The organism is Streptantibioticus rubrisoli (assembly GCF_024436055.1).
Lineage (GTDB): Bacteria > Actinomycetota > Actinomycetes > Streptomycetales > Streptomycetaceae > Streptantibioticus_A > Streptantibioticus_A rubrisoli.
In genome coordinates this window covers 15,866-33,508 of sequence record NZ_JANFNH010000063.1, presented here as the reverse complement: position 1 = coordinate 33,508, position 17,643 = coordinate 15,866, and the positions used below count along the sequence as shown (strand labels likewise).

The 17,643-nt window shown below is 71.4% G+C and carries 13 protein-coding genes; 3 read left to right on the top strand and 10 right to left on the bottom strand.

The genetic code is table 11. The annotated features are described in order from the left end of the window. The 3 genes from NON19_RS31110 to NON19_RS31100 all read right to left on the bottom strand — a co-directional run. Positions 1–1,080 (bottom strand): serine/threonine-protein kinase (locus NON19_RS31110; protein WP_255932544.1); only part of this gene is annotated, 1,080 nt, incomplete at its 3' end. A gap of 184 nt (positions 1,081–1,264) precedes the next feature. Next, positions 1,265–3,010, bottom strand: coding sequence for a serine/threonine-protein kinase (locus tag NON19_RS31105; protein WP_255932543.1), 1,746 nt, complete (start codon positions 3,008–3,010; stop codon positions 1,265–1,267). Positions 3,011–3,066: 56 nt separating this feature from the next. Beyond that, positions 3,067–4,773 (bottom strand): glycerol-3-phosphate dehydrogenase/oxidase, encoded by a 1,707-nt coding sequence (locus NON19_RS31100; RefSeq protein ID WP_255932542.1) that lies wholly within the window; start codon positions 4,771–4,773, stop codon positions 3,067–3,069. Between the two features lie 223 nt (positions 4,774–4,996). Here NON19_RS31100 and NON19_RS31095 point away from each other — a divergent pair, with 223 nt between their 5' ends. Next, on the top strand, positions 4,997–6,256 hold the full coding sequence (locus NON19_RS31095; protein ID WP_255932541.1) for a nucleotide sugar dehydrogenase: 1,260 nt from the start codon (positions 4,997–4,999) through the stop codon (positions 6,254–6,256). Between the two features lie 41 nt (positions 6,257–6,297). Here the strand turns inward: NON19_RS31095 and NON19_RS33255 are convergent, their stop codons facing one another. Next, the gene (locus tag NON19_RS33255; RefSeq protein WP_308213763.1) at positions 6,298–8,451 is read right to left on the bottom strand and encodes a hypothetical protein; all 2,154 of its coding nucleotides are present in this window, start codon (positions 8,449–8,451) and stop codon (positions 6,298–6,300) included. Positions 8,452–8,551: 100 nt separating this feature from the next. Continuing rightward, complete coding sequence (locus NON19_RS31080) at positions 8,552–9,793, bottom strand: rod shape-determining protein (protein WP_255932539.1); 1,242 nt, start codon at positions 9,791–9,793, stop codon at positions 8,552–8,554. A gap of 152 nt (positions 9,794–9,945) precedes the next feature. Between NON19_RS31080 and NON19_RS31075 the strand changes: the two genes are divergently transcribed. Continuing rightward, positions 9,946–10,521, top strand: a complete 576-nt coding sequence (locus NON19_RS31075) for a hypothetical protein (protein ID WP_255932538.1) — start codon at positions 9,946–9,948, stop codon at positions 10,519–10,521. A gap of 82 nt (positions 10,522–10,603) precedes the next feature. Here NON19_RS31075 and NON19_RS31070 read toward each other — a convergent pair whose 3' ends face one another. The 4 genes from NON19_RS31070 to NON19_RS31055 form a co-directional block, all read right to left on the bottom strand. Then, positions 10,604–11,728 carry a GuaB3 family IMP dehydrogenase-related protein gene (locus NON19_RS31070; RefSeq protein WP_255932534.1) on the bottom strand — a complete coding sequence of 375 codons (1,125 nt, stop codon included), beginning with the start codon at positions 11,726–11,728 and terminating at the stop codon, positions 10,604–10,606. Between the two features lie 103 nt (positions 11,729–11,831). Beyond that, positions 11,832–13,346 (bottom strand): IMP dehydrogenase, encoded by a 1,515-nt coding sequence (gene guaB, locus NON19_RS31065; protein WP_255932533.1) that lies wholly within the window; start codon positions 13,344–13,346, stop codon positions 11,832–11,834. Positions 13,347–13,507: 161 nt separating this feature from the next. Then, on the bottom strand, positions 13,508–14,155 hold the full coding sequence (locus tag NON19_RS31060) for a sigma-70 family RNA polymerase sigma factor (RefSeq protein ID WP_255932532.1): 648 nt from the start codon (positions 14,153–14,155) through the stop codon (positions 13,508–13,510). A gap of 706 nt (positions 14,156–14,861) precedes the next feature. Next, positions 14,862–15,473: a response regulator transcription factor gene (locus tag NON19_RS31055; RefSeq protein ID WP_003948568.1), complete on the bottom strand. Its 612-nt coding sequence runs from the start codon at positions 15,471–15,473 to the stop codon at positions 14,862–14,864. 551 nt (positions 15,474–16,024) lie between these two features. On the opposite strand from NON19_RS31055, the gene NON19_RS31050 reads away from it, so the two are divergent. Next, positions 16,025–16,330 (top strand): WhiB family transcriptional regulator, encoded by a 306-nt coding sequence (locus NON19_RS31050; RefSeq protein ID WP_255932531.1) that lies wholly within the window; start codon positions 16,025–16,027, stop codon positions 16,328–16,330. A 267-nt stretch (positions 16,331–16,597) separates the two neighbouring features. Here the strand turns inward: NON19_RS31050 and NON19_RS31045 are convergent, their stop codons facing one another. After that, positions 16,598–17,530 (bottom strand): LysR family transcriptional regulator, encoded by a 933-nt coding sequence (locus NON19_RS31045; protein ID WP_255932530.1) that lies wholly within the window; start codon positions 17,528–17,530, stop codon positions 16,598–16,600. Between the last annotated feature and the right edge of the window lie 113 nt (positions 17,531–17,643).

The following is a 17,643-nucleotide window of genomic DNA, read 5'->3' as shown; positions in this document are numbered from 1 at the left end:
GGTGGGAGAGAAACGGGAAAGGCCGGTGGTGGAGAACGGCGAGGTACGGGCGCGGGAGAACGGCGAGGTGACCGTGACGGGCTTCAGCTTCGGCTCGGGGTCCGGCTTGGCGCTGGCGGCGTTGGTCAACGACCGCAGCGCGCCCAGCATCTTCTCCTGCTGCCACGACAGCGGGCGTGCGTCGGTCGGGGTGGGCTGCGGATCGGCCGGGATCGCCATCATCCGGGTCTCCTCCGCGTCCGGGGCCTCCGGCGCGTTGACCGCCTCCTCGAGCAACTCCCTTACGCCCGGCTCGTCCAGGCGCTTGGCCGGGTCCTTGATCAGCAGGCCGTGGATGGCGTCCGCCAGCGGGCCGGTGACCTTCGGCGGGTCGACCGGCTCGGTCATCACCGCGGTGAGCGTGGCGATCGCCGAGCCCTTGTCGTACGGCGGGCGGCCCTCGACCACCGCGTACAGCAGCGCACCCAGCGACCACAGGTCGGACGGCGGGCCCGGCTTCTGGCCGCGGGCCCGCTCCGGGGATATGTAGGACGGCGCGCCCACCAGCATGCCGGTCGAGGTGACCGACGGGTCGCCCTCGACCTGGGCGATGCCGAAGTCGGTGAGCACCACCCGGCCGTCGTCCGCGATCAGCACGTTGGACGGCTTCACGTCACGGTGCAGGATGCCCTCGCTGTGCGCGGCGCGCAGCACGTCGAGGACGGCGAGCCCCACCTCGGCCGCGCGTCTGGGCGGCAGCGGGCCGTCGGCGCGGATCGCGTCGGACAGCGAGCGGCCCTCGACCAGCTCCATCACGATCCACGGCCGCCTGTCCTCCTCGACCACGTCGAAGACGGTGACCGCGCCGTTGGCCCGGATCCGCGCGGTCGCCTTGGCCTCGCGCAGGGTGCGGGTGATCAGACGGCGCTTCTCGTCGTCGTCGACGTTGCCGGGGAACCGCAGCTCCTTGACGGCGACGGTACGGCCCAGGGTCTCGTCGACCGCCCGCCACACCGTGCCCATACCGCCTTTGCCGAGGACCTCGCCGAGGCGGTAGCGGTCGGCGAGGAGACGGCCGGTGGTGCCTTGCGCCTGGGTCATCAACGTCCTCTGCAGATCGATATGACGATGCATCGGGCGGCGCACGGGTCGACACGGGGTCGATGCGACTGCCCCATCACATCATCCCCTGTGGGTAGGACATCGGTGCGCCTGCCCCCGGTTCCGGAACCGAGTGCTCACACTTCGGCCGGTTAGTGCCCCCGCAGATGAGCGAGGGCCGCTCTCAGCCGTGCGGCTGGAAGGTCTTCACCGCGTTGTCGAAGACCGGCAGCCGCTGTTGCCACTCGGCGTCCGGTGCCGAGAGGTAGACCGCGTACTCCGTGCCGCCCTCCTTGCCGAAGCCCAGGTCGATGGCGTGGTACCAGCGGAGTTGACCCTTCCACTTCCACTCCCAGATCGCGGCCGGTACCTGCTGGCCATAGATCTGCGCCTGGGTGGGGTTCATCCGAAGGAGGCTGTAGCCGTTGTTGTCGGCCTTCAACGTGCCCTCCAGGTCGCGGAAGTGCTGCAACGGGCTCGGCCCGGCGTAGTCCTCAATGCTCACCAACAGGTCGCACTTGTTCTGGGTGTCCACATAGTGGATGTTGTGGCCGTCCTTCGTCTGACGGATCCAGCCGTTGGGCACCGCCATGGCGAAGCCCGCCGGGTCGTTGACCACATGGTAGCCGGGCGGCGCCGTCGGAGCGGCGGCTCCCGAGGGCGCCCCGGACGCGCTGCTGTCGGTCGCGGGCGTGCCGCCCGACGCGCCGCCGTACCGGGCCAGCAGCAGCCCTCCGGCCGCGACCGCGGCCACCAGGACGGCGGCGGCACACCACACGGCCGCCCGCTTGCCGCGGCGGGTGCGGGGGGCCTCCGGCCGTGCGGGGGCGGCGGGTTGGGGCGCGGGGGTGGCGGGGCGGACCTGTTCGGTGACGTCGTCGGCGGAGCGCTCGCCGTACAGGTTGCGGGTGTCGTGGGCCTCGTGCCGTTCCGGTGCCGTGCGCTGCTCCGGCACGGCGGCGTGCTGGCCGACGACGGCCGTCGGCTGGTCGTCGGCGGCGGCGGGCGCCGAGTCGTGCCCCGCGCTGTGCGCCGCATCGCCCACCGCCCAGGACGGGGTCGGGCGGGGGGTGCGGGCGGCGACCGTCTCCACGGAGGCGACCAGCAGCCGTTCGGCCTCCTCGGCGGTCATCCGCTTGTCGGGGTCCTTCTCCAGCAGCGACTCGATGACCGGGGTGAGCGCACCGGCCCGGCGCGGGGTGGGCACCGGCTCGGAGGCGATGGCGTACGCGGTCTCGATCGGGGTGTCCCGGCGGAACGGCGCCACGCCCTCCACCGCCTGGTACAGCGTCGCCCCCAGGGCCCACAGGTCGCATGCCGGGCCGCCGGTGCCGCCGGTTATCCGCTCGGGCGCCAGGTAGTCGAAGGAGCCGATCAGCTCTCCGGTGCGGGTCAGGGTGGAGGTCCCGGTCGCCGAGGCGATGCCGAAGTCGGTGAGCACCACGCGTCCGCCCGGCCAGCTCTCGCCGCCCTCCGGGCCTTCGGCACTCAACAGCACGTTGGCGGGCTTGACATCACGGTGCAGCACCCCGGCGCGGTGTGCGGCGCGCAGCGCGGCGACCATGCCGCGGCCGATCCGCGCCGCCTCACGCGGCGTCACCGGACCGTCCTTCTTCAGCACGTCACCGAGCGTTCTGGACGGCACGTACTCCATCACGATGCACGGCAGGCCCTCGTCCTCGACCACGTCGTGCACCACGACCACGTTGGGATGGGTGATCCGGGCGGCACTGCGCGCCTCCCTGCGGGTGCGCTCGTACAGGGTCTCGCGCTCGTCATCGTGCAACTGCGGTGGTACGCGCAGCTTCTTGACCGCGACCTGACGGCCGAGCAGTTCGTCCTCGGACCTCCAGACCGTGCCCATGCCCCCCCGGCCTATCAGCTCGACCAGCCGGTACCGGCCGGCCACCAACCGCCCCTGATCGGACACTCTCCACCCCTCTCACTCCCCGTCACGCCTGAGATCCCGGTGGCCGCACGGTTTTTCTAGAGGGGCACGATATCTGGCGCACCCAAGCGAGCAGCGTCCGCGGTCAGATCGTCGGGTTGGCGTTGCGATTCACGTTCTGCCTCGACCCGCTTCTCGTAGTGCGTAACCTCTTTCTCCAGATGTTCCCGGTCCCAACCCAGCACCGGTGCCAGCAAGTCGGCCGCCTCACGGGCGCTCAGCGTCCCGCGGTCGAAGGTCTCGATGGAGATCCTCGTACGGCGGGTGAGCACGTCGTCGAGATGGCGCGCACCCTCGTGCGAGGCGGCGTACACCACCTCGGCCCGCAGGTAGTCGTCGGCCGCGGCGAGCGGCTCACCCAGCGTTGGGTCCGCGGCGATCAGATCCAACAGCTCGGTAATCAACGATCCATAACGATTCAATAGATGCTCGACCCTGGCGACGTGCAGCCCGGACTGGGCGGCTATGCGCGCCCGCGCGTTCCACAGCGCGTGGTAGCCGTCCGCTCCGGCCAGCGGCACCTCCTCGGTGCAGCACTGGGCGACCCGGCGGTCCAGTCCGTGCACCGCCGCGTCCACCGCGTCCTTGGCCATCACCCGGTACGTGGTGTACTTGCCGCCCGCCACAACGACCAGGCCCGGTACGGGATGTGCCACCGTGTGCTCCCGCGACAGCTGGCTGGTCGCCTCCGACTCCCCGGCCAGCAGCGGGCGCAGCCCGGCGTACACGCCCTGCACGTCATCGCGGCCGAGCGGGACCGCGAGCACCGAGTTGACGTGCTCCAGCAGGTAGTCGATGTCGGCACTGGACGCGGCCGGGTGCGCCTTGTCCAGGTCCCAGTCGGTGTCGGTGGTGCCGACGATCCAGTGCCTCCCCCACGGGATCACGAACAGCACGCTCTTCTCCGTGCGCAGGATCAGCCCGGTCGTGGAATGGATCCGGTCCTTCGGCACGACAAGGTGGATGCCCTTGGACGCCCTGACATGGAACTGCCCCCTCTCCCCCACGAGTGCCTGTGTCTCATCCGTCCACACCCCGGTCGCGTTGACGACCTGACGGGCCCGGACCTCGTACTCCCCGCCCTGCTCCACATCCTGCACCCGGGCACCGACAACGCGTTCCCCCTCGCGCAGGAACCCCACCACCCGGGCCCGGTTGGCGGCCCACGCGCCGTACGAGGCGGCGGTGCGCACCAAGGTGGCCACGTAGCGGGCGTCGTCCATCTGGGCGTCGTAGTACTGCAGGGCGCCGATCAGCGCGTCCTTGCGCAGGCACGGCGCGATGCGCAGCGCCTTGCGCCGCGTCAGGTGACGGTGGCTCGGCAGTCCGCGGCTGTGGCCGGATGAGATGCCCATGGTGTCGTACAGCGCCACACCGGTACCGGCGTACAGCCGCTCCCAGCCGCGGCGCGTCAACGGGTAGAGGAACGGCACCGGTTTGACCAGGTGCGGCGCCAGCCGCTGGGTGAGCAGGCCGCGTTCCTTCAGCGCCTCCCGCACCAGGGCGAAGTCCAGCATCTCCAGGTACCGCAGGCCGCCGTGGATCAGCTTGCTGGAGCGGCTCGACGTGCCCGACGCCCAGTCACGCGCCTCCACCAGCCCGGTGACCAGGCCGCGGGTCGCCGCGTCCAGGGCGGTTCCGGCGCCCACCACGCCGCCTCCGATGACCAGCACGTCGAGCTCCTGCTCGGCCATCCGGGCCAACGCCTCGCCACGCTGCCGCGGCCCCAGTAGTGCGGTCTTCACTGTGCCTCCCGGTGCGGACGGTCACGCTTCCCCGTGGTTTCGATGGTGACCGGCAACCGGGGCGTCGGCCAGTCCGAAACCGTCTCGCGCCGGTCAGCACCGGTCGTGATCGCGCCACGCGCCGCCACGCACAGCACCCAATACTAAATTTCAGTCATATGTCGGCTTAACCTTAAATGCGCCATTCGGCACAGCCAGACCTCCGGGAGAGGACTGAACCACCGTGCCCGCAGACCTCGCCGTCCTCGACCTGAACCACTTCGGCCTTCCGCTCGCCCAGACCGCGGCGGCCAGCGGCATCGGCGTCATCGGCTACGACACCGACCGCGCCGTCGTCGACGGGCTGAACGCCGGGCGCTCCCCGGTCGACGGGCTGAACGCCGCCGCGGTGCGCCGGATGCTGGCCGCCGGTTTCCGCGCCACCGACGACCCCGCGGCGCTCGGCCGGGCCCGCACCGCGGTGATCTGCGCGCCGACCCCGCTGGGCGAGGACCGCGCGCTCGACCTGTCGGCGGTCGTGGAGGCCGCCCGCACACTGGCCGTCCAGTTGCGGCCGCACACCACCGTGATCCTGGAATCCACCGTCTATCCGGGCACCACCGAGGAGTTCCTGCGCGGCGTCCTCGAAGACGGCTCCGGGCTGCGCGCCGGACGCGACTTCCACCTGGCCTACTCCCCCAACCGACTGGATCCGGGCAACCGGGCGCACGGCATCGCCAACACCCCCAAGGTCATCGGAGGGCTGACCTCCGCCTGCACCGAGGCCGCCGCCGCCTTCTACGGACGGCTCACCGAACGCGTGGTGCGTGCCAGGGGACTGCGCGAGGCCGAGACGGTCAAGCTGCTGGAGACCAACTACCGGCAGGTCAACATCGCGCTCGCCAACGAGATGGCGGTCTTCTGCCATGACGCGGGCATCGACCTGTGGGACGTGATCCGCTGCGCGGAGACCAAACCGTTCGGCTTCCAGGCGTTCAGGCCGGGCCCCGGCGTCGGCGGCCACGGCGTGGCCCTGGACCCCAACTACCTTGCGTACAAGGGCCGTACGCTGGGCTATCCGCTGCGCATGGTGGAGCTCGCGCAGGAGGTCAACGGGCGCATGCCGCGCTATGTCGTACAGCGCTGCGCCACCTTGCTCAACGAGCACGGCAAGTCGGTGCGCGGCGCCCGGGTGCTGCTGCTCGGCGTCACCTACAAGGCCGACCTGGCCGACCAGGAGGCCGCGCCCGCGCGGGAGATCGGCTCCCGGTTGATCGAACTGGGCGCGGCGCTGAGCTATCACGACCCCTATGTGCCGGAGTGGCGGGTGATGGACCGGCCGGTGCCGCGCGCCGACTCGCTGTGGGAGGCCGCCGCGGACGCCGACCTGACGGTACTGCTCCAGCACCACCGCACCTACGACCTGCAAGGGCTCGCCGTCAAGGCCCAGTTGCTGCTCGACACCAGGGGCGCGACTCCGGCGGGCGCCGCGGCCCGACTGTGAAGGGCGCTCGGTCAACGGCGGTGCCAAGCGGGCACGTTCGGTCAATCGCGGCGCGCCCGGCGCATCTTGTACGCGCCCGCGAGCAGCACCAGCAGCACTCCGCCCGCGATGATCGCCACCGCTCCCAGCGAGAACTTGCGGACGGTCACCCGGAAGGTGAGCGGATCGCCCCACGGCTTTCCGTTGGCCACGGTGTAGAGCCGCGCGGTCACCTGAACAGGTCCGTTGGTGTGCGCGTCGACCTTGATCTGCTCGGTGTGGTTGGCGGCGGCGGGCGCGGTGATGGGGATCAGCGGATTGGTGACCGTCAACCGGCCCGGCATGGATGAGGTGACCTTCAACTCCAGTCCGGCAAGGCCCTGTTGCAGCCCGTTGGCGAGCGTGACGGGCACCGAGGCGGAGCCGCCCGCCACCGTGACGGCACCGACCTTGGGCAGCAGGCGCACCGAAGTGATCGAGTCGTCGACGTACGCCTCCACGCCTTCGGAGTACGACTCCGCGCCCTGGGTGTTGGTCCGCCAGCCGGTGGAGACCGCGCGCAGCATCGCCCGGTGCACCGCGTTCGTCGTACGGACCGGATCGGACAGCACCCGGGACAGGGTGTCCAGGTCCGGCTGGATGCTGTCCACCGCCTTGATGTCCTGCGCCGACAGCTCGGTGTCCCGTAGCTCCTGCGGATAGCCGCTCACCGGGCCGACCGTCGCGGACGGTGGCTTGTCGGCCACCTGTTCAGGTGCGACGAGATGGATCCAGCCCGCGCCGCTCGCCGACCGCAGCGCGTCGGCCAGTACCTGTGCCGCCTGACCGGTCAGCTGCCGCGGCGGCACCACCACCAGTCCGCCCGGGGCGTCCGACGAGCGGCGCTGCGCGTCCAGCAGGTCGCCCAGCAGTTCCTGACGGGCCGCCACCGGATCGCCCTCACCGGTCAGGTCGCGCTCCAGCACCGCGTCCGACGCCGGGTCGCCCACCAGGGCGGTGGTCGCGCCGCCCAGCGACACCCGCGGCTGCGAGGTACCGGTGGACAGCCCATCACCGGAGGAGACCACCGTGTTCAGGCCGAGCCTTCCGGTGAGCGAGACGATCGACCGGTCCACCGCGCCACCGTAGGGCCAGGCCATCTCGGTGTGCGGCGGTCCGCCCAGGGTGCTCGCCACGAGCTGGCCGCCGAGCCCTACCGCGGGCGGGAGTTGGGCGGACAGCGCATCGCGGCTGGAACCGTTGTGGGCGATGGACGCCAGGTCGGGATCGGCGTACGGCAAGGCGGCCACCATGCGGCCCTTGACCGCGTTCTTGACCGCGGTCAGCCAGGCGGTGGCCGCCTTGTCGCCGGTGCCCCTGCGGCTGTCCTGCGGGTTGCCGCTGTCCGGGGTCTTGGCGACCTGGTAGCCGGTCGCCATGGACCGCGCCTCGTCCAGCAGCCCCGGATCGGCCACCCAGGTGACGGGCAGCCCGGCGCCCGCGGCGACCACCTGGCGCAGCCTGCCGCCGGGCGCGAACTCGTCCGCCAGCGCGTCGTCCCGGAAGACGGGTTTGGCGTTCTCCCCGGCGCCGAGCGAGACCGCCTCCATGTGCGGAGTGTCGGTAAGCGGCCAGAGCACCGCGACGTTCAGTGGCGGCCCCGAGGTGTTGGGCGGGTACCACGGCAGATGGGTGCGCAGCAGCCCCAGCACCGTGCCGTCCGCGCCCGTGAACGCGAGGCTGAGCCGGTGGTCCCGGGCGCCGGACAGGTCCAGCGCGGACACCGGCACGTCGAAGGTGAACGGCAGGCTCTGGCCGGGCACCAGGGGCGCGACGTCCTCGGTGTGCCCGGTGACCTCGCCCTCCTGGTCGACCCGCACCCCGAGGTGGGCGCCGGTGATCTGCCGGGTGGTGGTGTTCACCAGGCGTCCGGTGACGGTGACCGTCGAGTCGGGCTTGGGCACGGCGGGGGTCAGCGTGTCCAGGACGACGTCGACGGGGTACGTGGCGCCCGCGTCGTCCTGGCCGCTGCGGGGCGGGCGGGGGGTGAACGCCGTGGCGTCCGCGCCGTCCGCCGTGCCGGAGGCGCCCAGCGCGAGCATCGTCAGCGGCCCCACCGCGAGCCCGCTGAGCAGGGCGGCGAGACCGACCAGCAGTACGGCGCGCAGCGCACGGCCGCGCGCCCCCGCCGCACTCCCCTGACCGTTGGCAGGGGGAACTCCAGCGCCGTACGCCACCTGGCCACGTACCCCCGTCCGTGTTCGCCGTCGTCTGCTCCACTCAACGCGCGAGGACCGCTCGCGTCACTTGCCGCGGGCACCGGGCCGCGCAGCGCCGTCAGACCCTCGCCACGGTGTGGGTGTACGAGGGCGGCGAGGCGTCCAGCACCCGCTTCAACGACCCGTAGTCCTCAACGCACTTGCCGGTGCCGATCGCCACGCAGTCCAGCGGCCGGTCGGCGATGACGACCGGCATCTGCAACTCGGTGCGCAGCCGCTCGTCCAGACCGCGCAGCAGCGCACCGCCACCGGTGAGCACGATGCCGCGGTCCATGATGTCGCCCGCCAGCTCGGGCGGGCACAGGTCGAGGGTGTGCCGCACCGCGTCCACGATGGCGTCCACCGGCTCACTGATCGCGTGCCGCACCTGCTCGGCGTCGAGTTGCAAGGTTTTCGGCAACCCGCTGACCTGGTCCCGCCCGCGCACCAGGCAGCCGTCGGCGCGGGGCACGGCCTGGGTGATCTCGGCTTCGCCTTCCGACTCGGCGCCGCGTTCGTCCTGCTCGGCGGCGCCCACCGAGGGGCCTCCGTCGAACCGCTGGGTCAGTTCCCGGTCCAACTCCCGGTCGAGTTCCCGATCGAGTTCCGGGTCCAACTGGTGGTCGAGCCGACGCACCCGGTCCGACCAGGAGGTCACCGGAGCGGCCGAGCCCATGGCCATCTTGACCTCTTCGGCGGTGCGCTCACCGATGATCAGCGAGTGCTCGCGCCGTACGTACGCCATGATCGCGGCGTCGATCGCATCGCCCGCGGTGCGCACCGAGCGGGCCGCCACGATGCCGCCCAGCGAGACCACCGCCACCTCGGTGGTTCCGCCGCCGATGTCCACCACCATGGAGCCTATGGGGTCGTTCACCGGTAGCCCGGCGCCTATGGCGGCCGCCATCGGCTCCTCGATCAGATGCACCTGACGGGCGCCCGCGTTGGTCGCGGCCTCGATGACCGCGCGCCGCTCGACACCGGTGATGCCCGACGGCACGCAGACCACCACCCGGGGGCGCGCGTAGCGCCGGTTGCCCGTCACCTTGCGGATGAAGTGGGCGAGCATCCGCTCGGCCATCTCGAAGTCGGCTATCACGCCGTCGCGCAGCGGACGCACCGCCACGATGTGGATCGGCGTTCGGCCAATGGTGGACTTCGCCTCGGTGCCAACGCTGACCACCTCGCCGCTGACCGCGTTGACGGCCACCACTGACGGTTCGTTGAGCACGACTCCCTGCCCTCGGACGTACACCAACGTGTTGGCGGTGCCGAGGTCGATACCCATGTCACGACCGGAGAACGTCTTCTTTTGCGCCATAAACACTAAGTATTGCCGTAGTCGTATTCATTTGCCCCCTGAGCGGCAGTCGGCTCAACGCCTTACCTGGCCCCTACACCAGCGCTGTTGAGCCACTGTCAGAGCTGACTGCTAGCCTCTGGCCGAAAATCTCACTCACGGGGGACAACACCATGAGCCAGCCCTGGCAGCAGCCATCCAGCAACAACCCGTACGCCCAACCGGGTTACGGACAGCAGCCGCAGCCCCAGGCCCCGGCGCCCGGCGGCTACCCGCCGCCCGCCGCCAACCCGTACGCGGCATCGCCGGTGCCGCCCGTGGCGGCCATACCGCCGCGCCCGGACAACGTCGGCGCGGGCGTGCTCGCCGGGCTCGGCACGGCACTGGGCGCCGCGCTGCTGTACGCCGCCATCATCCGGTTCACCAACCACGAGATCGGGTACGTGGCGCTCGCCGTCGGCCTCCTGATCGGCGCCGCGATGGGCAAGGCGGGCGGGCGCAACGGCGTACTGCCGGTGCTCGGCATCGTCTTCTCCCTGCTCGCGGTCTGGCTCGGCCAGCTCGTCGGGATCGCCTGGCTCGCCAGCCACATGGATCCGGAGCTGTCGTTCTTCCACCTGTTCTTCGGCCAGTTCGGTGACTTGTTGAAGGCCTGGCAGCACAGCCTGGACGCCAAGGACTTCCTGTTCTTCGGCATAGCGGGCCTCGAAGGCTGGGCCGTCACCCGCCGGGTGGGCCGCAACCGCTGAGGCCGGTGCCGCACACACGAAAGGGGCGGCCCCGGACTCCGAAGTCCGGGACCGCCCCTGTGTCCGTGGTACCAGCGGTGCGTCAGCGGTGCGCCACCGAGGGCGCGACCATGACCTCGACCCGCTGGAACTCCTTCAGCTCCGAGTAGCCGGTGGTCGCCATCGCACGGCGCAGCGCGCCGAAGAAGTTCATCGAGCCGTCCGGGGCGTGCGAGGGGCCGAGCAGGATCTCCTCGGTGGTCCCGGCCGCGCCGAGGTTCATCCGCTTGCCGCGCGGCAGCTCCTCGTGCACCGCCTCCATGCCCCAGTGGAAGCCACGCCCCGGCGCGTCGGTGGCACGCGCCAGCGGCGAGCCCATCATCACCGCGTCCGCACCGCAGGCGAACGCCTTCGGCAGGTCACCGCTGGCCCCGAAGCCGCCGTCCGCGATGACGTGCACATACCGGCCGCCGGACTCGTCCATGTAGTCCCGGCGGGCCGCCGCCACGTCGGCGACCGCGGTGGCCATCGGCACCTGAATGCCGAGTACGTTGCGCGTGGTGTGCGCGGCGCCGCCGCCGAAGCCGACCAGGACACCAGCGGCACCGGTGCGCATCAGGTGCAGCGCGGCGGTGTACGTGGCGCACCCGCCGACGATGACCGGCACGTCCAACTCGTAGATGAACTGCTTGAGGTTGAGCGGCTCGTGCGAGCTCGAGACATGTTCGGCCGACACAGTGGTGCCGCGGATCACGAACAGGTCCACGCCCGCGTCCACCACGGCCTTGGAGAACTGCGCGGTGCGCTGCGGCGAGAGCGCGGCGGCGGTGACCACGCCCGCGTCGCGCACCTCCTTGATGCGCTGGCCGATCAGGTCCTCACGGATCGGGGCCGCGTAGATCTCCTGCAACCGCCGGGTGGCGGACTTGTCGTCCAGCTCGGCGATCTCGGCCAGCAGCGGCTCGGGGTCCTCGTAGCGCGTCCACAGGCCCTCCAGGTTGAGCACCCCGAGGCCGCCGAGCTTGCCGATGCGGATCGCGGTCTCCGGGGAGACCACCGAGTCCATCGGCGCGGCCAGGAACGGCAGCTCAAAGCGGTAGGCGTCGATCTGCCAGGCGATCGAGACCTCCTTGGGGTCCCGGGTGCGCCGACTCGGGACGACGGCGATGTCGTCGAATGCGTAGGCCCTGCGGCCGCGCTTGCCCCGCCCGATCTCGATCTCAGTCACTGTTCGCCTTTCTTCGTGGCCTGCTCGTCCAGTATCCCCGAGACGGCAGGCGTGAGCCCGCGGCCCTTCACGGGACGCGGGCTCACCGTCGGTCGGACGGGGGTCAGCGCGCGTGGTAGTTCGGCGCCTCGGTGGTCATCTGGATGTCGTGCGGGTGGCTTTCCTTCAGGCCCGCCGCCGTGATGCGCACGAAGCGGCCCTTCTCCTTCAGCTCCGGGACCGTCGCCGCGCCCACGTACCCCATGGACGAGCGCAGACCGCCGACGAGTTGGTGCGCCACGGCCGACAGTGGACCGCGGTAGGGCACCTGGCCCTCGATGCCCTCGGGCACCAGCTTGTCCTCGGAGAGCACGTTGTCCTGGAAGTAGCGGTCCTTGGAGTACGACTTGGCCTGGCCACGCCCCTGCATGGCACCGAGCGAGCCCATGCCGCGGTACGACTTGAACTGCTTGCCGTTGATGAACAGCAGCTCACCCGGCGACTCCTCGCACCCGGCCAGCAGGCTGCCCAGCATCACGGTGTCGGCACCGGCCGCGATGGCCTTGGCGATGTCACCGGAGTACTGCAGGCCGCCGTCGCCGATCAGCGGGATGCCCGCGGGACCCGCGGCGAGCGACGCCTCGTAGATCGCGGTGACCTGCGGCGCGCCGACTCCGGCGACCACCCGGGTGGTGCAGATCGAGCCCGGGCCGACGCCGACCTTGATGCCGTCCGCGCCCGCGTCGATCAGCGCCTGGGCGCCGTCGCGGGTCGCGACGTTACCGGCCACGACCTCGGTCTTCAGGTTGGCCTTCACCTTGGCGACCATGTCCAGGATGCCGCGGCTGTGGCCGTGCGCGCTGTCGATCACCAGGAAGTCGACACCGGCCTCGACCAGCGCCTGCGCGCGGACGAACGCCTCGTCGCCGACGCCCACCGCGGCACCGACCAGCAGCCGGCCCTCGGCGTCCTTGGCGGCGTTGGGGTACTGCTCGGCCTTGACGAAGTCCTTGACGGTGATCAGGCCCTTGAGGCGGCCCTGCTCGTCCACCAGCGGCAGCTTCTCGATCTTGTGGCGGCGCAGCAGGTCCATGGCGTCCGTACCGGAGATGCCGACCTTGCCGGTGACCAGCGGCATCGGGGTCATGACCTCGCGCACCTGGCGGCTGCGGTCCGACTCGAAGGCCATGTCGCGGTTGGTGACGATGCCGAGCAGCTTGCCCGCCGGGTCGGTGACCGGCACACCGCTGATCCGGAACTTGGCGCACAGCGCGTCGGCCTCGGCCAGCGTGGCGTCCGGGCGCACCGTGATCGGGTCGGTGACCATGCCGGACTCGGAGCGCTTGACCAGGTCGACCTGGTTGACCTGGTCCTCGATCGACAGGTTGCGGTGCAGCACACCGGCGCCGCCCTGGCGGGCCATGGCGATGGCCATCCGGGCCTCGGTCACCTTGTCCATCGCCGCGGACAGCAGCGGGATGTTGACCTTGAGGTTCCGGGTGATCCGGGAAGCGGTGCTGACCTGGTTCGGCACCACCTCCGACGCGCCAGGCAACAGCAGCACGTCGTCGTAGGTGAGCCCGAGGTACCCGAATTTCTCGGCGACCTTCTCGGCCACTCCGTCGGCGTTCGCAGTCATGACACCTTCCCCAATGCTCTTGCCCGGCGTGGCATCCCATGCTACTGGGGTTCGCGACACTTCCCGCCCGGCCGCTTGCGACCCGGGCCCACGCCCTGTGTTGTCCCCCGAACGTGATGTTCCAGGGGCACTCAATGTGCCCGGCACTCGCCCGGAACGCGCTATGCCGTGAGCCCTCTGGCGTCATCGGCCCGCATCGCCTCCGCCTGCTCGGCGAGCGCCCGCAGTCTGCTCAACGCGCGGTGCTGGGCGACCCGCACCGCGCCCGGGGACATGCCCAGCATCTGCCCCGTCTCCTCCGCGGTCAGCCCGACGGCGACCCGCAGCAGCACCAGCTCCCGCTGGGTCGCGGGCAGGTTCGCCAGCAGCGCCTTGGCCCACTCGGCGTCGCTGCTGAGCACCGCGCGCTCCTCCGGGCCGAGCGAGTCGTCCGGGGTCTCGGGCAGGTCCTCGGACGGTACGGCGGTGGAGCCGGGACCGCGCATCGCCGACCGCTGGAGGTCGGCGACCTTGTGCGAGGCGATGGCGAAGACGAACGCCTCGAAGGGACGGCCCTGGTCGCGGTAGCGCGGCAGCGCGCACAGCACGGCCAGGCAGACCTCCTGCGCGAGGTCGTCCACGAAGTGCCGGGCGTCCCCCGGCAGCCGGGACAGCCGGGTGCGGCAGTAGCGCAACGCGAGGGGATGGACGTGCGCCAACAGGTCGTGCGTCGCCTGCTCGTCGCCCTCGGCGGCACGTCGCACCAGGGCGCCGATGCTCCCTGCGGCCACCCGGGACCCCCTGTGCTCGTCGGCCGCCTTGTCGCGCATCGGTCCATGGTGCCTTGCCGACGGAGCGTTCGGGGCACCGCATTCCGCGTCGTGCGCCGGAGCGTCCTGCGCCGGTGCGCCCGAATCGGCCGGTGGGGCGGCCGAGTTGTGCGTCGCGGCGTCGCCCTCGGCGGGCGGTGGAACGTGAGGCGGAACACCCTGGGCGCGCGGCGGGGCGCCATCGCCGCGCGGCGCCTGGTGCGGGGGCGCGTCGACGTCCTGGGGTGGTGCGCCCGCTGCCGTGATGTCGCGCACCCCGTTTCCCTCCCGCGCGCCCTTGTCCGCTGGTGCCGACGGCTCCAGTACCGTTCCCGCCGCCCGAAGCGCCGAACCCTGGCCGCTCCGATCGCCGCTGGCCGCTGGCGAGGATGCCGCCACCACAACCCCTGGCGGAACCGCCGCACACTGCCCCGCCCGTCCGTCGCCCACCACCGTCGCTGCCGGAGGCGCTGCGCGCAGCCCCGCTCGCCGGTCCCCGAGGAAGTCCATACCCTCAAGCATGCGTCCTCGCGCGGGCATCCGGAACTTCACGCCGCGGTCCGGTCCCTGACCGGTCCCCGGTGCCGCACCGGGACCCGGCCTTGCGCGGGATGGTCGGGGCGGGCGCCGCCGGGTGCCGAACGCTCGGGCGGGGTGCTCGGCGGCTCGGCGGAGGGCCGGGTTCCGGCGGGGCGGCCTCCCCCGTTGGCGGCGCACGGCGCGGACCTCAGCGCACCAGGCCCCAGCGGAATCCGAGGGCCACGGCGTGCGCCCGGTCGGACGCTCCCAGCTTCTTGAACAGGCGCCGGGCATGGGTCTTGACCGTGTCCTCGGACAGGAACAGCTCGCGGCCGATCTCCGCGTTGGAGCGGCCGTGACTCATGCCCTCCAGTACCTGGATCTCCCGCGCGGTCAGCGTGGGCGCGGCACCCATCTCGGCCGAGCGCAGCCTGCGCGGTGCGAGCCGCCAGGTGGGGTCGGCCAGCGCCTGGGTGACGGTGGCCCGCAGTTCGGCGCGCGAGGCGTCCTTGTGCAGATAGCCGCGGGCACCTGCGGCGACCGCCAGCGCCACCCCGTCGAGGTCCTCCGCGACGGTCAGCATGATGATGCGCGCGCCGGGGTCCGCGGACAGCAGCCGACGCACGGTTTCGACGCCACCGAGGCCGGGCATCCGCACATCCATAAGGATGAGGTCGGAACGGTCGGCGCCCCAGCGGCGGAGGACTTCCTCGCCGTTGGCCGCCGTCGTCACACGCTCGACGCCGGGCACGGTCGCGACCGCACGGCGAAGCGCTTCTCGGGCGAGCGGGGAGTCGTCGCAGACGAGGACGGATGTCATGACCGCCCTCCGTAGCTGATCCGCGTCACGTTGAGCCTCCAGGCTGGTACGAATCGTCACCGGTGGGCTGACGGCGTGGGGCACTTGCCCGATTGCCTCGCCGTCCAACCACCTCCGCACTCTCAACGACGCTCACTCGAAAGAGTTACGGAGTCTGGCAGCCGTCCTCGACACTCTACGTGATCGGCACAACACGGAGCGGCGCAGTGGCCCACCAACCGTTGCACCACACCAACCGGCGGAGCGCTACGGGCGCGTGCCCCGAACGCGTCCACGCCGGCTCCGCCGACCACACCCGCCACCCGGACACTCCCGGGCGCCTCGGGCCTCACACACCCCGGACGGCGGAACGGTCCAGAGGCCGACGTCGAGCCCGACACCTGGGCTAGTGCCCGATTTTGAACTATTTGGCGGCTTTTTTTACCAGATGGGGATGTTGAGACTAGATTGGCAATCAGTCATATTTACATCCAGTTACACGGTGAATGTGTCCGGATGAGCACGGCCGCGGGCCGCACGTCCCGTAGGCAGACCTTCCGAGGGGATGAGCGATGGCAGATTTCTCCCGACTCCCTGGCCCCAACGCCGACCTTTGGGACTGGCAACTGGTGGCTGCCTGCCGCGGCGTCGACAGTTCGCTGTTCTTCCACCCGGAGGGCGAACGGGGCGCTGCCCGCAGCTCCCGCGAGGCCGCCGCCAAGGAGGTGTGCATGCGCTGCCCGGTGCGGGCGGCGTGTGCGGCTCACGCGCTGGCGGTGCGTGAGCCGTACGGCGTCTGGGGCGGACTCACCGAGGACGAGCGCGAGGAGATGATGGGCCGTTCGCGGAACCGGCTGATCAGTAGTCCCAGCAACTGAAGGAACGCTTCTGCGTCCCGCCGCGGACCCGCCCCGTGGGACGGGGCCTCGTGGGACCAGCCGAACCAGGCGCGCCACACGGCGCGTTGAGGTGCCCCGTGCGTCCGGGGGCACCGCGCGAGAGATGACCGCCACGCCGGCTCGAGTGATCGGGACGAGATTTTGTGCGCCCTTTGGCCTAACGCGTCCGACGGAGCCGATTCACCCGTGCGGCAGCCTCGAATCACCCATCCGGGGTAACCGGCCGGAGTCCATCGCTCCCGCCGGTCAGACAGTGGCCAGGGCGCGGGCGGCGACGGTCTCCAGATGCGTGAGCATCGCGTTCACAGCGGGCACCTGCTCCAGGTCGGGCAGCGTCAGGGCGACGACCTCACGACGCACCGCCGGTGCCGTCTCGACGACGGCGACCCCCTTGGGGCGTACCGACTGCAACGCCAGCTCCGGCAGCATCGCGACGCCGAGCCCGGCGCCGACCAGGCCCGCCACGGCCGGATAGTCGTCGGTGGCGAAGTCGATCCGCGGGGTGAAGCCCGCGTCCTCACACACCTCCACCAGATGGCGACGGCAGCGCGGGCAGCCCGCGATCCACTGCTCGTCGGCGAGCTCGGCGATCTCCACCGGGCCGCTCGTGGTGGCCGCCCGAGCCAGCCGGTGTCCGGCCGGCACCAGGCCGACCAGGCGGTCGGTGAGCAACGGCCGCACCACCAGGTCAGCCCATTCCGTCTCGGCGGCCTCGGCGGGCACGTCGAGATAGCGGAAGGCGAGCGCCACCTCGCAGTCGCCACCGCGCACCATCTCTATGGACTGCGGCGGCTCGGCCTCCTCCAGCGAGACCTGCGTTCCCGGGTGGGCGGCGCGCATCTCCGCGACCGCGCCGGGCACGATCGTCGAACTGCCCGAGGGGAAGGAGACCATCCGCACCCGCCCGGCACGCAGCCCGGCGATGGCGGCGACCTCCTCCTCGGCCGCGGTCAGCCCGGCGAGGATCCCGGCGGCGTGCCGGGTGAGCGCCTCGCCCGCCTCCGTCAGCCGCATCTCCCGCCCGGCACGGATCAGCAGCGGTGTGCCCGCGGACTGCTCCAGCGCCTTCATCTGCTGGCTCACCGCGGGCTGGGTGCAGCCGAGTTCACGTGCGGCGGCGGAGAAGGAGCCGCTTCGGGACACCGCGCGGAGTACCCGGAGATGGCGTGCTTCGATCACCCTCCAACCATAAGCCATCCTTAGGAGTGAATGTCAATCATCAGCATGGACTTTGAGGTTCGGCGCGGGCAGTCTGGTGTTCGAGGGAGGGTAATGCGGTCGCCGCCCGGGGG

Excerpts from the sequence above, each read along its gene's own strand:
- NON19_RS31080 (WP_255932539.1), bottom strand. The coding sequence starts at position 9,793 with ATGGCGCAAAAGAAGACGTTCTCCGGTCGTGACATGGGTATCGACCTC.
- NON19_RS31075 (WP_255932538.1), top strand. The coding sequence starts at position 9,946 with ATGAGCCAGCCCTGGCAGCAGCCATCCAGCAACAACCCGTACGCCCAA.
- guaB (WP_255932533.1), bottom strand. The coding sequence starts at position 13,346 with ATGACTGCGAACGCCGACGGAGTGGCCGAGAAGGTCGCCGAGAAATTC.
- NON19_RS31060 (WP_255932532.1), bottom strand. The coding sequence starts at position 14,155 with ATGCGCGACAAGGCGGCCGACGAGCACAGGGGGTCCCGGGTGGCCGCA.
- NON19_RS31055 (WP_003948568.1), bottom strand. The coding sequence starts at position 15,473 with ATGACATCCGTCCTCGTCTGCGACGACTCCCCGCTCGCCCGAGAAGCG.
- NON19_RS31050 (WP_255932531.1), top strand. The coding sequence starts at position 16,025 with ATGGCAGATTTCTCCCGACTCCCTGGCCCCAACGCCGACCTTTGGGAC.